The organism is Streptomyces sp. A1277 (assembly GCF_004795015.1).
Classification (GTDB): domain Bacteria; phylum Actinomycetota; class Actinomycetes; order Streptomycetales; family Streptomycetaceae; genus Streptomyces.
Map to the genome: position 1 here is coordinate 1 of NZ_SSBI01000003.1, position 18481 is coordinate 18481.

The following is an 18481-nucleotide window of genomic DNA, read 5'->3' on the forward strand; positions in this document are numbered from 1 at the left end:
GCGGCCGGCGCCGGGGCGGCCGGGGCCTTGGCCTCGGCCGGGGCGGCACCGGGCGCACCGATGACGGCGAGCTTGGCGCCGACCTCGGCGGTCTCGTCCTCGCCGACCACGATCTCCAGCAGCACGCCGGAGACCGGGGCCGGGATCTCGGTGTCGACCTTGTCCGTGGAGACCTCGAGCAGCGGCTCGTCCTCCGTGACCTCCTCGCCGACCTCCTTCAGCCAGCGGGTGACGGTGCCCTCGGTGACGCTCTCGCCGAGCGCCGGCAGGGTGACGTCGGTGCCGGAGGCGGAGGAGGCGCCGGTGGTGGCCTCGGCGCTCGGCGCCTCGGCCGGGGCCTGGGTCTCGGTCGACGGGGCGGTCGGGGCCTCGTCGGCGGCCGGGGCGGGAACCGCGGCCGGCTCGGCGGCCGGGGCCTCGTCGGCGGCCGGGGCCTCGTCGGTGGCCGGAGCGCCCGAGCCGTCGTCGATGACGGCCAGCTCGGCGCCGACCTCGACGGTCTCGTCCTCGGCGACCTTGATGGACGACAGGATGCCGGAGGCGGGGGCCGGGATCTCGGTGTCGACCTTGTCGGTCGAGACCTCGAGCAGCGGCTCGTCGGCCTCGACGCGCTCGCCCTCGGCCTTCAGCCAGCGGGTGACAGTGCCCTCGGTGACGCTCTCGCCGAGCGCCGGAAGGGTTACGGAAACCGACATGGTTTCAGTTGCTCCTAACGAAAATACGGAAGTGGTCGGTCGTCGCGCCCGGTCGACTGGTCAGTCGTGGGAGTGCAGGGGCTTGCCGGCCAGGGCCAGGTGGGCCTCGCCGAGCGCCTCGCTCTGGGTCGGGTGGGCGTGGATGAGCTGGGCGACCTCGGCCGGCAGCGCTTCCCAGTTGTAGATCAGCTGGGCTTCGCCGACCTGCTCGCCCATACGGTCACCGACCATGTGGACGCCGACCACGGCACCGTCCTTGACCTGGACGAGCTTGATCTCGCCCGCGGTCTTGAGGATCTTGCTCTTGCCGTTGCCCGCGAGGTTGTACTTCAGCGCGACGACCTTGTCCGCGCCGTAGAGCTCCTTGGCCTTGGCCTCGGTGATGCCGACGGAGGCGACCTCGGGGTGGCAGTACGTCACCCGGGGGACACCGTCGTAGTCGACCGGGACGGTCTGCAGACCGGCCAGCCGCTCCGCCACGAGGATGCCCTCGGCGAAGCCGACGTGCGCCAGCTGGAGCGTCGGGACCAGGTCGCCCACGGCCGAGATCGTCGGGACGTTGGTCCGCATGTACTCGTCGACCAGGACGTAGCCGCGGTCCATGGCGACCCCGGCCTCCTCGTAGCCCAGGCCCTGCGAGACCGGGCCGCGGCCGATCGCGACCAGCAGCACCTCCGCCTCGAAGGTCTTGCCGTCGGCGAGGGTCACGCGGACGCCGTCCTGCGTGTACTCGGCGCTCTGGAAGAAGGTGCCGAGGTTGAACTTGATGCCGCGCTTGCGGAACGCGCGCTCAAGAAGCTTCGAGCTGTTCTCGTCCTCGACCGGGACGAGGTGCTTCAGGCCCTCGATGATCGTCACGTCGGTGCCGAAGGAGGTCCACGCGGAGGCGAACTCGACGCCGATGACGCCGCCGCCCAGCACGATCGCGGACTTCGGGACGCGGTCCAGCTTCAGCGCGTGGTCCGAGGAGATGATGCGGTTGCCGTCGATCTCCAGGCCCGGGAGCGACTTCGGCACGGAGCCGGTCGCCAGGAGCACGTGGCGGCCCTGGATGCGCTGGCCGTTCACGTCCACCGAGGTGGGGGAGGAGAGCCGGCCCTCGCCCTCGATGTAGTGCACCTTGCGGGAGGCGACGAGACCCTGCAGGCCCTTGTACAGGCCCGAGATCACGTCGTCCTTGTACTTGTGGACGGCCGCCATGTCGACGCCCTCGAAGGTCGCCTTCACGCCGAACTGGCCGGCCTCGCGGGCCTGGTCCGCGATCTCGCCGGCGTGCAGCAGGGCCTTCGTGGGGATGCAGCCGTTGTGCAGGCAGGTGCCGCCGACCTTGCCCTTCTCGATCAGAGCGACGTCCAGGCCCAGCTGCGCTCCGCGCAGGGCCGCGGCGTACCCGCCGCTGCCACCGCCGAGGATCACTAGGTCGAAAACGGTGCTGGCGTCGTTCGCCACGTCACGTCCTCCATGCATGTGCGCCGTACGCCGGGCCCCGTCCTCGGGGTGTGACCGGCCGGTCGGCTGGTGTGCGGCCGCTTTGTCTTCGGCCCTGTGGTGGGGGCCCTGTCCTGCCGAGAACCCATCTTCGCACTTGTTGACGGTGGGCGGGACGCGGGGCCCGTGTCCGGGACGGATGATCGTCCGTCCCGGTGGATTACCGCGGAGTAGGAAACAGGGGATTTCGTCGAGAGCGAAACCGTCCCCGTCCCGGCCGCGGTGCCGTGGGGGGAACGCGTACGGCCCCGGACGTATGCCCGGGGCCGTAGCGCAGCCGCTGTCTCAGCCGAGGTCGCCGGCGGCGGTGCGCTCCGCCAGCTTGACCAGGGTGCGGATCGCCGAGCCGGTGCCGCCCTTCGGCGTGTAGCCGTACGGGGCGCCCTCGTGGAAGGCGGGGCCGGCGATGTCCAGGTGCGCCCAGGCGATGCCCTCGCCCACGAACTCCTTCAGGAACAGGCCGGCCACCAGGCCGCCGCCCATCCGCTCGCCCATGTTGGCGATGTCGGCGGTCGGCGAGTCCATGCCCTTGCGCAGGTCGGCCGGGAGCGGCATCGGCCAGGACGCCTCGCCGACCTCGTCGGCGATCTCGTGGATCGAGGTCCGGAAGGCGTCGTCGTTGGCCATGATGCCGAAGGTGCGGTTGCCCAGGGCCAGCACCATCGCGCCGGTCAGGGTCGCCACGTCGACGATCGCGTCCGGGTTCTCCTCCGAGGCGCGGGTCAGCGCGTCGGCGAGGACGAGCCGGCCCTCGGCGTCGGTGTTGAGGACCTCGACGGTCTTGCCGCTGTACATGCGCAGGACGTCACCGGGGCGGGTGGCGCTGCCCGAAGGCATGTTCTCGGCGAGCGCCAGCCAGCCGGTGACGTTGACGCGCAGGCCCAGGCGGGCGGCCGAGAGGACGGTCGCGAACACGGCGGCGGCGCCGGCCATGTCGCACTTCATCGTCTCGTTGTGGCCGGCCGGCTTCAGCGAGATGCCGCCCGAGTCGTAGGTGATGCCCTTGCCGACGAGGGCGAGGGTCTTCTCCGCCTTCGGGTGCGTGTAGGCGAGCTTGACCAGGCGCGGGCCGCGGGCCGCGCCCTGGCCGACGCCGAGGATGCCGCCGAAGCCGCCCTTGACGAGCGCCTTCTCGTCGAGCACCTGCACCTTGACGCCGTGCTCCTTGCCGGCGGCGGTGGCCACGGCGGCGAAGGACTCGGGGTACAGGTCGTTCGGCGGGGTGTTCACCAGGTCGCGGGCGCGGTTGATCTCCTCGGCGACGGCGAGGGCGCGCTCGGCGGCGGCCTTGAACGCCTTGTCGCGCGGCTTGGCGCCGAGTACGGCGACCTCGGCGAGCGGCAGCTTCGGGCCACCGGCCTTGGCGTCCTTGGGGGCGAGCTTGTTCTCGCCGGCCTGGTAGGCGGTGAAGGCGTACGCGCCCAGCAGCGCGCCCTCCGCGATGGCCTCGGCGTCCTCGACGGAGGCGATGGGCAGCGCGAAGCCGGCCTTCTTGGCACCGGCCAGCGAGCGGGCGGCCGCACCGGCGGCCCGGCGCAGCGCCTCGGCGTCGTACGCGCCGTTCTTCTCCGGGGCCGGGCCGAGACCGGCCGCGACGACGACCGGGGCCTTGAGGCCCCCGGGCGCGGGGACCTTCGTCAGTTCGCCCTCGGCACCCGAGGCGCCCAGGGTCGCCAGGACGGCGGCGAGCTTCCCGCCGAACGCCTTGTCCACGGCCTCGGCGCCCGGTGCGAGGACGAGGTCCCCAGGCTTGGATCCAGCGCCCTTGGCGACGCCCACGACGAGGGCGTCGGCGCGCAGCGTAGCCGCACCGGCAGTGCTGAGAGTGAGAGCAGTCACGGTGGTGAAATCTCGCTTCCGTTGAGTTCTTTTCCGGTCGAAGGGGTGGGCCGACCGTGCCCGGCGCATCGTAGACGCCGCCGCAATGCGCCGGGAATGAGCCTACGCGCGCCTTTACCGCCTGATCACGGCGGCGGGCCGTCGGACCCCCGCGGGCGTCGTACGGTGGTGGTCCCGGGAAGATCGTCCCGGTGGAACGGGTCCCGAGCGCAGCGGCGTTGGCGGGGGCCCGGTGAACATGGGGGAACGATGCGCGACTGGACGGCCGCTCGGGTGACCGGAGGGCGCAGCGCTCTCGCCGTCACCGTACTGATGGTGCTGGTGGTGCTCACCGGCTGCTCCTCGGAGCCCGGGCCGCCCCCGGCGGGGAAGGCGTCCGCCTCCGCGCGGCCCGCCGCAGCGCGCTGGCAGCCGAAGCCGGGCACGGACTGGCAGTGGCAGCTGTCGGGGAAGCTCGACACGACGGTGGACGCCCCGGTGTACGACATCGACGGCTTCGACCGGGACGCGGCCGATGTCCAGGCGCTGCACGGCAAGGGGCGCAAGGTCATCTGCTACCTGTCCACCGGCGCCTGGGAGGACTTCCGCCCGGACGCGGCCCGTTTCCCCACCGCCGTCCTCGGCAAGGGCAACGGCTGGAAGGGTGAGCGCTGGCTCGACATCCGGCGCACCGAGGTCCTGGAGCCGCTGATGGAGACCCGGATCGCGATGTGCGCGAAGAAGGGCTTCGACGCGGTGGAGCCGGACAACATGGACGGCTACCGCAACACGAGCGGCTTCCCGCTGACCGCCGCCGACCAGCTGCGCTACAACCGGCTCATCGCCCGCCTGGTCCACCGCCACGGCATGGCCGTCGGTCTGAAGAACGACCTCCCGCAGATCCCGGAGCTGATCGCGGACTTCGACTTCGCGGTCAACGAGCAGTGCGCCCAGTACGAGGAGTGCGAGGAGCTCACCCCGTTCGTGCAGGCGGGCAAGGCGGTCTTCCACGTGGAGTACGAGCTGCCGGCGGCGCGGTTCTGCGCGCGGTCCCGGAAGCTGGGGCTCAGCTCGCTGCGCAAGGAGTACGAACTCGGCGTCGAGCGTGAGACCTGCGCCCAGGGCTGACGGGCCGGCTCAGCCGAGCGCCAGTGCCACCAGCGTCACCGTCGCCGCCGTCTCCGCCAGCGCCCCGAACACGTCCCCGGTCACCCCGCCGAACCGCCGCACGCAGTGCCGCAGCAGCAGCGCGGCGGCCACCGGCCTGGCCGCCACCACCACGAGCGCGACGGCCACCGCGCCGGCCACCGGGACCGTGCCGGCGACGGCCGCGCCCAGCCCCTCCGGGCGGGCGGCCGGGACGCCGCGCCGGGAGGCCAGGGTGAGCGCGAGCCGGGCGGTGACGGCGGAGGCGACGGCCGCCAGGGCTCCGTGCGCCCAGCCCTGCGCGTACAGCTGCTGAAGGACCGCCACCTGGGCGAGCAGGACGAACAGCAGGGTGATCACGCCGAAGGGGCCGATGTCCGACTGCTTCATGATCCGCAGCGCGTCGTCGGCCGGCTTGCCGCTGCCCAGGCCGTCGGCGGTGTCCGCGAGGCCGTCCAGGTGGAGCCCCCGGGTGAGGGCGGCCGGCACCGCGGCGGAGGCGACCGCGGCGAGCAGCGGCCCCGCGCCGCCCCACAGCAGCAGACTGCCCGGGACCGCCGCGAGGACGCCGACGACGAGCCCGGCCACTGGCGCGCACAGCATCCCGGCCCGGGCGGCCTCGCGGTCCCAGCGGGTCACGCGGACGGGGAGCACGGTCAGGGTGCCGAAGGCGAAACGTACGCCGTGGCTGTTCAGGGAGGTCACGGCGCGCAGGCTAATCGGTGGGGGCGGCCGTTAGATTGTCAGAAATACCGCATAGCGGGGCAGAAGTGGACGGGCGGGAGTGCGTGGCATGGGTCACTGGTTCGATCAGAACTTCATCGAGCCGGGGAAGCTGCCCCTGCTCCTGGCCCTGGCCGCGTTCGTGCTGACGTTCGGGGCCACCCGGGTCATCACCCGGATGATCCGGGCCGGGAAGGGACCGTTCCGCAACATCACGCCCGGCGGCGTCCACGTCCACCACGTGGTGCCCGGCGTGGTGCTCAGCGTCGTCGGCGGCTTCGGCGCGGTGGCGAGCGGACGGCACGGCGTCACGGCCGCGGTCTGCGCGGTCGTCTTCGGGATGGGCGCGGGCCTGGTGCTGGACGAGTTCGCCCTGATCGTGCACCTGGACGACGTGTACTGGACCGAGGAGGGGCGCCGGAGCGTGGAGATCGTGGTGCTCACGGCGGCCCTGGTGCTGCTGGTGCTCGGCGGGTTCTCGCCGCTCGGCGTGGACGGTCTGAGCGACGATCAGCAACAGGGCCGGTCCGGGGCCGTGGCCACCGTCGTGGTCAACTTCTGCTTCGTGCTGATCGCCCTGTTCAAGGGCAAGGCGCGGATGGCGGTGGTCGGCACCCTGGTCCCGTTCGTCGCCCTGGTCGGCGCGGTCCGGCTGGCCCGGCCGACCTCGGTGTGGGCCAAGCGGTTCTACCGCGACCGGCACCGCGCCCGCTCCCGCGCGGTGCTGCGCGCCTACCACCACGACGTCCGCTGGGCCGGGCCGCGCCGCAGGTTTCAGGACCTCATCGGCGGCGCACCGGACCGGGTCCCCGCACCCTCGCCCAAGCCCTGACCGCCCGGCCGCCTCCCGCCCGGCACCGGGACCGCGCACAGCACGAGGGCCGCCACGATGGCCGCCAGGTGCTCCCGGCCCGCCAGGTTGTCCTTCACCACGGCCTCGGCCGCCATCGCCACGATCACCAGCGCCCCGGTGACCCGGGCCCGATAGGCCCAGCAGACGCAGACGGCCAGCGCGACGACCGCCGCCGACGGACCGGTGTCCACGATCCGGGCGTCCGACGCGGGCAGTCCGAAGAACCCGTCGGGCCCGGCGGCGATGCCGATCCGCGCGTACAGCGTCCCGGCCAGCGTCGCCGCGTACGCGATCAGCAGGGTCCGCCACCGGCCGAGGCAGACCTCCGCGACCCCGAACACCACCAGCATCTGCACCAACGCGCCCCACACCGGCAGGTCCAGCGCGGGTACGAACAGCGACAGCGGGGTACGCAGCAGGGCCATGCCCAGCGGGTCCTGGGCCCGGACCGCGCCGAGCGTCTGCACCGGCCCGTAGCCCCAGGGCCGGTTCTGCACCACCTGGAGCAGCCCCGTCAGGCACACCGCCGCCAGCGTCACCGGCACGGCCCGCAGCCCGTCGGCGGCGAGCGGCGCCCGTACGGCCGACCGGAGCGGGCCCCACTCGCGGCGGGCCGCCCGGCCGAGCGCGCGCACGGCTCTCATCCACGCGGTCCGGACGGGAGGTCGCGGCCCCGGCCCAGCCGCGAGCGGTGCAGCCACTTGGGCAGGCCCGGAGCCTCCAGGAACCCTTCGGCGCGGCCCGCCGCGATGCCGATGCGCAGCAGGTCCGCGCTCTTTTCGAAGAGCAGGAACCGGGGCTCCCAGATCGGGCGGTACTTGGCGTTGGCGCGGTAGAGCGACTCGATCTGCCACCACCGCGAGAAGAAGCTGAGCAGCGACCGCCACATCCGCAGCACCGGCCCCGCGCCCAGCCGCGACCCCCGCTCGAAGACCGAGCGGAACATCGCGAAGTTCAGCGACACCTGCGTCACGCCGATCTTCCCGGCCCGCTGCAGGAGTTCGATGACCATGAACTCCATCAGCCCGTTCTCGGCGTCCCGGTCACGCCGCATCAGGTCGAGCGAAAGGCCCTTGGGGCCCCACGGTACGAAGCTCAGCAGGGCCCGCAACTCGCCCCGGGCGCCGTCCTCGCCGGGCGAGGCGTCGCGGCACTCGAGCATCACGCACTGCCCGTCGGCCGGATCGCCGAGCCGGCCCAGCGCCATCGAGAATCCGCGTTCGGTGGCCCCGTCGCGCCAGTCGTCGGCCCGCCGCACCAGCTCCGCCATCTCGGCCTCCGGGATGTCGGCGTGTCGGCGCACCGTCACCTCGTAACCCGCCCGCTTCACCCGGTTGTACGCCTGGCGCACGGTCCGCATCGCCCGGCCCTCCAGGGTGAATTCGGCCGTCTCCACGATCGCCTCGTCGCCCAGCTCCAGGGCGTCGAGGCCGTGCCGGGCGTAGACCGTGCCTGCCTCCTCGCCCGCCCCCATCACGGCCGGGATCCAGCCGTGTTCACGGGCCTCGGCCAGCCACGGCGTGATCGCCCCCGGCCAGGCTTCCGGGTCCCCGATCGGGTCGCCGGACGCCAGGGAGACCCCGCCGACGACCCGGTAGGCGACGGCCGCCTTGCGGGTCGGCGACCAGACGGCGCTCTTCTCGCGGCGCAGCGCGAAGTAGCCGAGCGAGTCCCGTTCGCCGTGCTTGTCGAGCAGCGCCCGCAGCGCCGCCTCGTCCTCGGGGGTGATCGGGTCGACCGCGCGGCGGGAGCGGAAGGCCGCGTACACGACGGCGATCAGCAGCAGCGTGGACAGGACGTTGATGGCGACGTTCACCCAGCCGGGCGCGGTGATGCCGGGGAACCGGTAGTCGCTGGCCGCGACGGACACCAGCCGCAGCGCGCCGTAGCCCCAGCGGTCCAGGAACGTCGAACGGTAGTCGTCGTGCGCGGTGTTGGTGACCGTGACCAGGCCGGCCGCGAGCAGCGAGGTGACCAGCAGCCCGCCGACCGCCACCAGCGCGGCCAGCTTCGGGTTGGACCGGTCGCCCTTCGCGTAGAACTCGCGCCGGCCGAGCAGCAGCGCCGCCACGAACATGGCGGTCAGCGCCAGCGAGATCCAGTTCTGCGGGTACCGCCGGACCTCCGGGAACCCGATCACGGCGGCGCACAGCAGCAGCGTCAGGCCGCTCAGCACCAGGTTGACGATCCAGGCGGCCCGCTTTCGCCGCCGCATGGTGACGGCCAGGAAGAGCGCGACCACGCCCGAGGAGAAGCCCGCGGTGAGCAGGTACGGGGTGAAGTAGTCGTCCGTGTTGTGGCGGCGCAGATCCTGGCCGAAGGTGACCCAGACGGCGCTCAGGAAGTTGATGAAGGACACGACGCGCAGGTACCAGATGGCCAGGGCCGCGCCGCGTCGTGAACGCCCGGTGCTGGGCTTGCGGACGGCACCCCGCTCGAACTCCTCGCCGACCATCTGGACCTCTCCCATGAAAAGCGATCTTATGGGGCATCACGCTTCATGAGGGGCTGCTCCGCGGCCGGTGTCCGGCAGCCGCGGAGCAAGGCGGCGGCCTGCCCGCCGTCAGTCCTCCGCGTCGTCCTTCCCACCGTCCGTGCCGCCCTCTTCCGCCACCGGCTCGCGCTCGGGCAGCTCCGCCGCCAGCGCGGCAGCGGCCTGGACGAACGGCAGGGCGAGCAGCGCCCCGCACCCCTCACCGACGATGACGCCGTGGTCCAGCAGCGGGTTGAGCGCCATCCGGTCGAGCGCCTTCGCCTGCGCCGGTTCACCGCTCAGCTGGCCCGCCAGCCACCAGTCCGGCGCCCGGAACGCGGCCCGCTGGCCGACCAGCGCTGCGGCCGCGCCGACCACCCCGTCCAGGATCACCGGGAGCCGGCGCACCGCGCACTGCAGCAGGAAGCCGGTCATCGCGGCCAGGTCGGCGCCGCCCACCGCGGCCAGCAGCTCCAGCTGGTCGCCCAGCACCGGCCGGGCCCGCCGCAGCGAGTCGCGCACCGCCGCGCACTTGCGCATCCACGCCAGGTCGTCGATCCCCGCACCGCCGCGCCCGGTGACCACCGAGGCGTCCGTGCCGCACAGCGCCGCGATCAGGGTGGCCGCGGCCGTCGTCCCGCCGACGCTCAGGTCGCCGAGCACCACCAGGTCGGTGCCCGAGTCGGCCTCCTCGTCGGCCACCGCGATCCCGAGCCGCACCGCCGCTTCGGCCTCCTCGGCCGTCAGCGCGTCCTCGACGTCGATCCGGCCGCTGCCGCGCCGCACCCGGGTCCGTACCACCGCTTCCGGCAGCAGCTCCGGATCGCAGTCGAGACCGGCGTCGACGATCCGCACCGGTACGGAGAACCGGCGGGCCAGCACCGCCAGCGGGGTCGCCCCGTCCAGCGTGGCCCGGACCAGCTCGTGGGCGGTGCCGGCGCTGCGCCCGGACACGTCCAGCTCCGCCACCCCGTGGTCACCGGCGAACAGCACCACGCGCGGCTGCTCGACGGTCCGCACCGGCACGGCCTGCTGGGCGGCCGAGAGCCACTCGCCCAGCTCGTCCAGGCGGCCGAGGGCACCCGGAGGCACGCTGAACCGCTCCCGGCGTTCCTCGGCGTCTCGCCGTACACCCCCGTCGGGGCGTTCGATCAGGTCGGAGAAGTCGTCCAGATTCACGGGGGTCTGCCTCGCGGGTCGATACGTGGGGTGGGGCCGGGGAGCCCGGCGGCGGGCTCACTGCGGAACAGTACCCGCCGTGTTTTCCGGCCCCCGCCGATGCGCGGCCCCGGTCGCCCGGCACCGGCCGGGCGCGCCGCGTCGAGTCACACACCGCGGCGAGTCACACACCGCCGCGCCCCGCGCCGCCGCGCACTCGCGCCCCCGCGCACGCGCGGTCGGGTCGGCACCGCACCGAGAGCGAGGAGCCGGTCGAGTCCGCGCCCCCGCGCCCCCGCGGTCAGCCGCGCAGGGGCAGCACCTGCCCGGCCACCACCAGCAGCACCTGCTCGCACTCCTCGGCCACCGCCGCGTTCAGCCGCCCCAGTTCGTCCCGGAACCGCCGCCCGGCCGCCGTCGCCGGAACCACCCCGGAGCCGGTCTCGTTGGTCACCAGGACGACGGTGCGCCGCGTCCCGCGCACCGCGGCGACCAGCTCGGCGGTCCTGGCCCGCAGCGCCCGCTCGCCGCCCCGCGCCCACGCCGCGTCGTCCCAGGCGTCCACCCGGTCCATCGCGTCCGTCAGCCAGAGCGACAGGCAGTCGATCAGCAGCGGCGGCCCGTCCGAGGACAGCAGCTCCGCCACCTCGCACGTCTCCTCGGTGCGCCAGGCCGCCGGCCGGCGCTCCCGGTGCAGCCCGACCCGGGCCGCCCACTCCGCGTCCCCGTCCCGGCGGCCGCCCGTCGCCACGTACACGACCTCGGGGTACGTCTCCAGGCGCCGTTCGGCCTCGACCGACTTCCCGGAGCGGGCGCCGCCGGTGACCAGCGTGCGCCGGGACACGGCGGGCGGGGTGCGGTAGCCGCCGACGGCCAGCGTCGTACCGTCCGGCACGGCCCGCGCCCCGGCCGCGGCGAGCCGGCGCTCCAGCTCGGGCCCCGGCGGCGCGTCGTGGTCCAGGTGGACGGCGATCAGCTCGGTGCCCGGCCCGATCGCCTCGACGGCCCGCAGCCGCGCCACCGCGTCGGGCCGCCCCACGACGTCCCCGGCCACCAGGTCGTACGGCTGCGCGACCGGCTCGGCGAGGCCGGCCGGTGCGCCGCCGGGCGGCAGGTAGAGCAGGCGGGCGCCCTCCGGCGAGGTCACCTCGTACCCCGTGCCCGGCGCGTCCATCGGCACGGCCCGCACCCGGTGCCCGCTGATCAGCGTGAGCACCCGCCCGTCCGGCACCCGGCCCGCCGGAGGCAGCCCGGCGGGCAGTTCGACGGCGGGCCCGTCGTGCGGATGGGTCAGGAGCACCTGGCGTACGCCGGTGAGCGAGTGTCCCGCGCGGGCGGCGGCGAACACCGCCCCGGGTGTGAGGTCGAGCAGCAGCGCGTCGTCCACCAGGAGGGCGGTCGCGGCCCGGCTGCCGGCGGAGCGGGCGGTGGCGCACGCGGCGCAGGGGCAGTCGGGCCGCGGCAGCCCGTCGGGGGCTCCGGTGCCGAGCAGAGTCAGTTCCACGCTCCGAATCCTCCCGCGTGCGCGCGGGAGGTGCGCGACGTGGGGTGCGCCGGGTGCGGCCGTACCCCTCCCGCCCCGGTCCGGAGCCATTAGGCTGCGGACCGTAACAAGTGACCCAGGAGGCGGACATGGCGTGGACGTGGCGGTTCGAGAAGTCCGACGGTACGGAGACGGAGCCGGCCCTGCAGCCGGAGGAGTTCACGACGCAGGGTGACGCGGAGTCCTGGATCGGTGAGTACTGGAAGGAACTCCTGGACGGCGGGGCGGACCAGGTGACGCTGTTCAAGGACGGGACGAAGATCTACGGCCCGATGAGCCTCCAGGCCGACGCGGCAGGCTGACGGGACGCGGCGACGGCCGCCGGGTGAGCCCCCGCGGGCCCGCCCGGCGGCCGTCGCCGCTTCGTCTCCCTCAGATCTCGCCGAGCGTGACCCCGGCCGTCTTCCGCGCCTCGCCGCGCATGTAGGTCACGGTCACCTTCTCGCCCGGCTTGTTCCCGGCCAGGGCCTCCGAGAGCGAGGTGATCGTGGTGACGGGCGCGTCGTCGACCTTGGTGATGATGTCGCCGGACCGCAGTCCCGCCTCGGCGGCCGCGCCGCCCTTCTTCACGCTGACGATCGCGACGCCCGCGGGCTGGTAGCTGTCGTTGACGACGGTGCGGCCCGTGATGTCCAGGGCCGCCCGGCCCGAGTCGGTGACCTTGCCGTTCTTGATGATCTGGTCCGCGACCGTCCGCACCATCGAGGCCGGGATGGCGAAGCCGATCCCGGGCGCGGCGCTGTCGCCCATCTGCGGGTCGGAGGCGGCGAGCGTCGGGATGCCGATGACCTGGCTGTTCAGGTTGACGAGGGCGCCGCCGCTGTTGCCCGGGTTGATCGCCGCCGACGTCTGGACCATGTTGGCGATGGTCGCGCCGGTGCCGCCGCCCGAGCTGCTCTCGCTCACGGTCCGGCCGAGCGCCGAGACGATGCCCTGGGTGACGCTGCTGGACAGGCCGAGCGGCGAGCCCATCGCCAGCACGATCTGTCCCACCGCGACCTTCTCCGAGTCGCCGAACTTGGCGGCCCGCAGCCCGTCGGGCACGTTGTCGAGCTTGATGACGGCGAGGTCCTGCTCGGGATAGGCGGCGACCAGCGACGCCTTGAGCACCTTCTCGCCGGTGGCCACCGTGACCTTGAAGGACTTCTCGTCGCCGACGACGTGGGCGTTGGTGACGATGTGGCCCTTGGTGTCGTAGACGACGCCGGAGCCGAGGCTGTTTGAGGCGTCGATCTGCACGACGGAGGGCAGCACGTCGTTGATGACGGACTGGTACTCGCTCTGCAGGTCACCGGAGGCCCTGGAGGCCGAGCCCGGCTGGGCCGATCCGGACTTCGTCGCGTCGGGCTTCGCGGCGGCGGCGTTCGAGCCGGAACAGCCGCTTGCCAGCGCGATCGCGCAGACGCCGGCGGACAGGGGCAGCAGCAGCCGGCGCACACGGCGGCGGGAGTGAAGGGCATCCATGTCCGGATTATTACTTTTGACCCCATGGGTGGCCTGTTGAGCGCATCCACCGGGGCACCGCCCGAGGCCCGTCCCGGACGGGAGGCCCGTCCCGGACGGGAGGCTCTACCCGGACGGGAGGTTCTACCCCCGCACCCCGCACAGGTGCAGCAGCGCGGCCACCCCGCGGTAGGGGTCCGTCCGCCCCGCCCGGTCCTCCGCCGCGAGCACCCGCTCAAGCTCGGCCGCGGGCGGCAGCTCGACGTCGTTGCTCACGTTGTCCGTGAAGATCCGCACCCCGTACCAGGCGTGCAGCGGCGCCGCGATCGAGGCGAGCGTCGCCGTGAGGGCGTCGAGCCGGTCCGCACGCACGGACAGCCCGAGGCGGTTGGTGTACCGGTCGCTGTCGAACGCCGCCAGCGCCCCGTCCCAGTCGCCCGCCGTCCCGGGCCGCATCGCCAGCGCGTCCGCGTTCCGCACGAGCAGGGACAGCAGCCCGCCCGGTGCCAGCATCCGGGCCAGGCCGGCGACCATGGCGTCCGGCTCCTGCACGTACATCAGGACGCCGTGGCAGAGCACCACGTCGAAGCTGCCGGGCAGAAAGTGCACCCCGGTGTCCTGGCCGTTGCCCTCGATGAGGCGGACCCGCTCGCGGATGCCCGCGGGCTCGCCGCCCAGCGCCTCACGGGCGATCCGCAGCATCTCCGCGTCGGACTCGAGACCGGTCACCGTGTGGCCGGCCCGGGCGAGGCGCAGGGCCTGGGTGCCCTGGCCCATGCCGACGTCCAGGATGCGCAGCCGCTGCCCCACCGGGAAACGGGCGGCTATCTGCTCGTCCAGCTGCCGGGCGACCAGCTCCTGGCGCACGGTGTTGCGCAGGCCCGAGAGCCCCTTCGTCCATGCCGACGAGGCCCCGGCGAAACCGGAGACCGCACCGGCCGGCCGGTCGGCGGACACGCCGTCGACCGAGCCGGAGAAGTCCGTACTCAGGGCCGCTCTCCGCGCTTGGCCTGCGGCTTCGGCAGGCGAAGCCGGCGCATCTGCAGCGTCCGCATCAGTCCGTAGGCGACCGCGCCGCGCTTCGGGGTGTCCGGGAAGCGCGTGTTCAGCTGCTTGCGCAGCCGGAACGCGAGCCCGATCGAGTCGAGCACGATCAGCACGATCACGATGAGCCAGAGCAGCAGCGAGATGTTCTGGATGCCCTGCACCTGGACCACGCTGAGGATCAGGATGATCACGGCGAGCGGCAGGAAGAACTCCGCGATGCAGAAGCGCGAGTCCACGAAGTCGCGGACGAAGCGGCGCACCGGCCCCTTGTCGCGCGCCGGCAGATAGCGCTCGTCACCATTGGCGAGCGCCTCCCGCTGCTTGGCCATGTCCACGCGCCGCGCTTCGCGCTGGCGCTTCATGGCCTCCTTGCGGTCGAGCGGCGCGCCACTGGAGGCACGACGGCGCTGCGACTGGGCCTCGCTGCGCTTGGGGGTGGGGCGACCCTTGGGTGCCTGCGGGTCGCGGGACGTCTTGGAGAGGTCCGCCGTCACCTTGTCGGTGGGGGCCTTCTCTTCCTTGGAGCGGCTACGGAACACAAGGCCCAAGGGTACGGGGTCGATCGCGGGTACCCGCAGGCCGGCCGGGAACGATCCGGCAACGGCCTGCGTCCTTGCCGGTGTATGAGCGGACGATACGGGCGTCACCTACTCCCTGGGCCGGAGCGTGCCGAGGGCGCAGTCGTCCTTGGGGAGGACCCCATCCACGCTCGAACAGTGCGGTAATAGAGGCAGGGCCCGTACTGTGGGTTCTGTTGGAGTGCTGGAGCCCAGTTGAGTCAGAAGGGGGCGCGCGAAGCCCATGAGCGGTGTCATGAAGCGTATGGGGATGATCTTCCGCGCGAAGGCAAACAAGGCCCTTGACCGGGCCGAGGATCCGCGCGAGACCCTCGATTACTCGTACCAGAAGCAGCTGGAGCTGCTTCAGAAGGTGCGCCGCGGCGTCGCCGATGTGGCGACCTCGCGCAAGCGGCTGGAGCTGCAGCTGAACCAGCTGCAGGGCCAGTCCTCGAAGCTGGAGGACCAGGGCCGCAAGGCACTCGCGCTCGGCCGCGAGGACCTGGCGCGCGAGGCGCTGTCGCGCCGCGCCGCCCTCCAGCAGCAGGTCACCGACCTGGAGACGCAGCACACCACGCTGCAGGGCGAGGAGGAGAAGCTCACTCTCGCGGCCCAGCGGCTGCAGGCCAAGGTGGACGCCTTCCGGACGAAGAAGGAGACCATCAAGGCCACCTACACGGCGGCCCAGGCGCAGACCCGGATCGGGGAGGCGTTCTCCGGCATCTCCGAGGAGATGGGCGACGTCGGCCTGGCCATTCAGCGGGCCGAGGACAAGACCCAGCAGCTGCAGGCGCGCGCGGGCGCGATCGACGAGCTGCTCGCCTCCGGCGCCCTGGACGACCCGAGCGGCACGGCGAAGGACGACATCGCCGCCGAGCTGGACCGGATCTCCGGTGGTACGGATGTGGAGCTGGAGCTTCAGCGCATGAAGGCCGAACTGGCCGGCGGCTCCTCCTCGCAGCAGGCGATCGAGGGCGGCCCGCAGGACGCCCAGCAGCAGTCCGGCCAGTCGCACAAGTTCGACAAGAATTAAGGCGGCGTCATGATCGTACGGATCATGGGGGAGGGCCAGGCAGTCCTGGCCGACAGTCATCTCGCCGAGCTCGACAAGCTCGACGACGCCTTGCTCACCGAGATGGAGAACGGTGACGGGCCGGGCTTCCGCACCACGCTCCACGCGCTCCTGGCCCGGGTGCGCGAGCTCGGCACACCCCTGCCCGACGACTCCCTGGAGCCGTCCGAGCTGATCCTGCCGTCGCCCGACGCGACCCTCGAAGAGGTACGCGCCATGCTCAGCGACGACGGCCTGATCCCCGGCTGACACCGGCAGCTCTCCAGCACCCGCACCCCTGTGCCCCGCGCCCGGCCCACCGGACGCGGGGCACAGCGGCGCCCACGCCCGCGGCTCCCGGGCGGCCGGACCGGCCCGCGAGCGACACGCCGTAACGTAGCTCTACGTGACCACCCTCGGAACCGGGGTCCTGCGCATGCGCCAGTGGCTGCGCGCCCATCCCCTCGCGCTGGACGGCGCGCTCGCCCTGGCCGTGCTCGTGGCCATGACCATCGGATCGTTCGCCGATCCGGGCGGGCACGACGTGCCCACCTTCGGCACCCGCACCCCCGCGGCGAGCAGCCTGCTGCTGATGACGCTGGGCGCCCTGGCCCTCGTCCGGCGGCGCCGCGAACCGATGGCCGTGCTGGCAGCCACCGGCGCGCTGACCGTCGTCGAGCTGGTCACGGCCGACCCGCCGGCCCCCGTCGTGATGAGCGCGGTCATCGCCCTGTACACCGTCGCCGCCCGGACCGACCGGCCCACCACCTGGCGGGTCGGGCTGCTCACCATGGCCGCGCTCACCGCCGCCGCGATGCTCTTCGGCTCGGCCCCCTGGTACAGCCAGGAGAACCTGGGCGTCTTCGCCTGGACCGGCATGGCCGGCGCCGCGGGCGACGCGGTCCGCTCCCGGCGCGCGTTCGTCGACGCGATCCGCGAACGCGCCGAACGGGCCGAGCGCACCCGCGAGGAGGAGGCCCGCCGCCGGGTGGCCGAGGAGCGGCTGCGCATCGCCCGCGACCTGCACGACGTCGTCGCCCACCACATCGCCCTGGTCAACGTGCAGGCCGGGGTCGCGGCCCACGTCATGGACAAGCGCCCCGACCAGGCCAAACAGGCCCTCGCCCACGTCCGCGAGGCGAGCCGCTCGGCGCTCAACGAGCTGCGCGCCACCGTCGGGCTGCTGCGCCAGTCCGGCGACCCGGAGGCCCCCACCGAACCGGCCCCCGGCCTCGCCCTCCTCGGCGAACTCGTCGCGAGCGTGCGCCAGGCGGGCCTGCCCGTCGAGGTGGCCTGCGCGGCGGGGGAGGACCCGCCGCTGCCCTCCGCCGTCGACCTGGCCGCGTACCGGGTGATCCAGGAGGCCCTGACCAATGTGCGCAAGCACGCGGGGCCGGGCGCCAAGGCAGAGGTGAGCGTCGTACGGGTCGGAGCCACGGCCGAGGTCATGGTGCTGGACAACGGCCGGGGGAACGCCGCCGGCGCCCCGCAGGCCGCGCCCGGCGGCGGCCACGGCCTGCTCGGGATGCGCGAACGCGTCACCGCGCTCGGCGGCACCCTCACCGCCGGCCCCCGCTACGGGGGCGGATTCCGCGTCCATGCGATCCTGCCCGTCGAGGCCCGCGCGCAGGAGCCCGGTCGGCCGGGCGCGGCGGACCGGACGGGGGAGAACGCATGACACCGGCCATCAAGGTCCTGCTCGTCGACGACCAGGCGCTGCTGCGCAGCGCGTTCCGGGTGCTGGTCGACTCGGAGCCCGACATGCGGGTGGTGGGCGAGGCGGCGGACGGGGCGCAGGCCGTGGAGGCGGCCCGCGCCGAGCGGCCCGACGTGGTGCTGATGGACATCCGCATGCCCGGTACGGACGGGCTGACCGCGACCCGGATGATCAGCGCGGACCCGGATCTCGCGGACGTCCGCGTGGTCATGCTCACCACCTTCGAAGTGGACGAGTACGTGGTGCAGTCGCTGCGCGCCGGTGCCTCGGGCTTCCTCGGCAAGGGCGCCGAACCGGACGAACTCCTCAACGCCATCCGGATCGCGGCCGGGGGCGAGGCGCTGCTCTCGCCGGCCGCGACCAAGGGCCTGATCGCCACGTTCCTCGCGCAGAGCGGGAACGTGGCCGGTGAGGGGCCGGGCGCCGCGGTGTACTCGGAGCGGCTGGCGGCCCTCACCGGCCGGGAGCGCGAGGTGCTGGTCCTGGTCGCGGGCGGGCTGTCCAACGACGAGATCGCCGAGCGCCTGGTCGTCAGCCCACTCACCGTCAAGACACATGTGAACAGGGCGATGGCGAAGCTGGGCGCCCGGGACCGCGCCCAACTGGTGGTAATCGCGTACGAATCGGGCCTGGTGCGCCCTCGCGCGGAGTGAGGGTGCAGCCGGGGCGTACTCCAGCTGCGGTATGCGCGGCATGAGAAAGCGACCCTGGGGCCGACGCTTTTGCCCCCGGGGATCGGTGATCGTATAGGTGGGCCGGGTCTGTCCCC

The 18481-nt window shown here is 73.4% G+C and carries 18 protein-coding genes; 7 read left to right on the forward strand and 11 right to left on the reverse strand.

Annotated elements, in window-relative coordinates:
- From E6R18_RS02710 to E6R18_RS02720, 3 genes are all read right to left on the reverse strand, one after another.
- Window positions 1-695 (reverse strand): biotin/lipoyl-containing protein (locus tag E6R18_RS02710; protein ID WP_346764953.1); only part of this gene is annotated, 695 nt, incomplete at its 3' end.
- A 60-nt stretch (window positions 696-755) separates the two neighbouring features.
- Window positions 756-2144 (reverse strand): dihydrolipoyl dehydrogenase, encoded by a 1389-nt coding sequence (lpdA, locus tag E6R18_RS02715; protein ID WP_168712269.1) that lies wholly within the window; start codon window positions 2142-2144, stop codon window positions 756-758.
- 324 nt (window positions 2145-2468) lie between these two features.
- On the reverse strand, window positions 2469-4022 hold the full coding sequence (locus E6R18_RS02720) for a leucyl aminopeptidase (protein WP_136315210.1): 1554 nt from the start codon (window positions 4020-4022) through the stop codon (window positions 2469-2471).
- A 249-nt stretch (window positions 4023-4271) separates the two neighbouring features.
- Here E6R18_RS02720 and E6R18_RS02725 point away from each other — a divergent pair, with 249 nt between their 5' ends.
- On the forward strand, window positions 4272-5129 hold the full coding sequence (locus tag E6R18_RS02725; protein WP_136315211.1) for an endo alpha-1,4 polygalactosaminidase: 858 nt from the start codon (window positions 4272-4274) through the stop codon (window positions 5127-5129).
- 9 nt (window positions 5130-5138) lie between these two features.
- Here E6R18_RS02725 and E6R18_RS02730 read toward each other — a convergent pair whose 3' ends face one another.
- Window positions 5139-5852 (reverse strand): adenosylcobinamide-GDP ribazoletransferase, encoded by a 714-nt coding sequence (locus E6R18_RS02730; protein WP_136315212.1) that lies wholly within the window; start codon window positions 5850-5852, stop codon window positions 5139-5141.
- An 88-nt stretch (window positions 5853-5940) separates the two neighbouring features.
- On the opposite strand from E6R18_RS02730, the gene E6R18_RS02735 reads away from it, so the two are divergent.
- Complete coding sequence (locus tag E6R18_RS02735; protein WP_136315213.1) at window positions 5941-6702, forward strand: hypothetical protein; 762 nt, start codon at window positions 5941-5943, stop codon at window positions 6700-6702.
- Here the strand turns inward: E6R18_RS02735 and E6R18_RS02740 are convergent.
- The 4 genes from E6R18_RS02740 to E6R18_RS02755 all read right to left on the reverse strand — a co-directional run bounded on the left by E6R18_RS02740 (window position 6645) and on the right by E6R18_RS02755 (window position 11858).
- Window positions 6645-7367 (reverse strand): hypothetical protein, encoded by a 723-nt coding sequence (locus E6R18_RS02740; RefSeq protein ID WP_136315214.1) that lies wholly within the window; start codon window positions 7365-7367, stop codon window positions 6645-6647. The genes E6R18_RS02735 and E6R18_RS02740 overlap by 58 nt on opposite strands.
- Complete coding sequence (locus E6R18_RS02745) at window positions 7364-9178, reverse strand: phosphatidylglycerol lysyltransferase domain-containing protein (RefSeq protein WP_136315395.1); 1815 nt, start codon at window positions 9176-9178, stop codon at window positions 7364-7366. The genes E6R18_RS02740 and E6R18_RS02745 overlap by 4 nt, the downstream gene beginning before the upstream one ends.
- 108 nt (window positions 9179-9286) lie before the next feature.
- Window positions 9287-10375, reverse strand: a complete 1089-nt coding sequence (locus E6R18_RS02750) for a nicotinate-nucleotide--dimethylbenzimidazole phosphoribosyltransferase (RefSeq protein WP_136315215.1) — start codon at window positions 10373-10375, stop codon at window positions 9287-9289.
- 280 nt (window positions 10376-10655) lie between these two features.
- Window positions 10656-11858, reverse strand: coding sequence for a bifunctional adenosylcobinamide kinase/adenosylcobinamide-phosphate guanylyltransferase (locus tag E6R18_RS02755; protein ID WP_136315216.1), 1203 nt, complete (start codon window positions 11856-11858; stop codon window positions 10656-10658).
- A 128-nt stretch (window positions 11859-11986) separates the two neighbouring features.
- Here E6R18_RS02755 and E6R18_RS02760 point away from each other — a divergent pair, with 128 nt between their 5' ends.
- Entirely contained in the window at window positions 11987-12199 is a 213-nt protein-coding gene (locus E6R18_RS02760) for a hypothetical protein (RefSeq protein ID WP_136315217.1), read from the forward strand.
- Between the two features lie 70 nt (window positions 12200-12269).
- Here E6R18_RS02760 and E6R18_RS02765 read toward each other — a convergent pair whose 3' ends face one another.
- The 3 genes from E6R18_RS02765 to E6R18_RS02775 form a co-directional block, all read right to left on the reverse strand.
- Entirely contained in the window at window positions 12270-13361 is a 1092-nt protein-coding gene (locus E6R18_RS02765; RefSeq protein WP_136315218.1) for a trypsin-like peptidase domain-containing protein, read from the reverse strand.
- A gap of 123 nt (window positions 13362-13484) precedes the next feature.
- On the reverse strand, window positions 13485-14219 hold the full coding sequence (locus tag E6R18_RS02770; RefSeq protein ID WP_206308206.1) for a methyltransferase domain-containing protein: 735 nt from the start codon (window positions 14217-14219) through the stop codon (window positions 13485-13487).
- Between the two features lie 107 nt (window positions 14220-14326).
- Window positions 14327-14926, reverse strand: coding sequence for a DUF3043 domain-containing protein (locus E6R18_RS02775; protein ID WP_136315219.1), 600 nt, complete (start codon window positions 14924-14926; stop codon window positions 14327-14329).
- 274 nt (window positions 14927-15200) lie between these two features.
- Here E6R18_RS02775 and E6R18_RS02780 point away from each other — a divergent pair, with 274 nt between their 5' ends.
- The 4 genes from E6R18_RS02780 (at window position 15201) to E6R18_RS02795 (ending at window position 18365) form a co-directional block, all read left to right on the forward strand.
- The gene (locus E6R18_RS02780; protein WP_136315220.1) at window positions 15201-15977 is read left to right on the forward strand and encodes a PspA/IM30 family protein; all 777 of its coding nucleotides are present in this window, start codon (window positions 15201-15203) and stop codon (window positions 15975-15977) included.
- Between the two features lie 9 nt (window positions 15978-15986).
- On the forward strand, window positions 15987-16265 hold the full coding sequence (locus E6R18_RS02785; RefSeq protein ID WP_136315221.1) for a hypothetical protein: 279 nt from the start codon (window positions 15987-15989) through the stop codon (window positions 16263-16265).
- A gap of 136 nt (window positions 16266-16401) precedes the next feature.
- On the forward strand, window positions 16402-17673 hold the full coding sequence (locus E6R18_RS02790) for a histidine kinase (protein WP_136315222.1): 1272 nt from the start codon (window positions 16402-16404) through the stop codon (window positions 17671-17673).
- On the forward strand, window positions 17670-18365 hold the full coding sequence (locus E6R18_RS02795) for a response regulator transcription factor (RefSeq protein WP_136315223.1): 696 nt from the start codon (window positions 17670-17672) through the stop codon (window positions 18363-18365). The genes E6R18_RS02790 and E6R18_RS02795 overlap by 4 nt, the downstream gene beginning before the upstream one ends.
- Window positions 18366-18481: the final 116 nt, after the last annotated feature.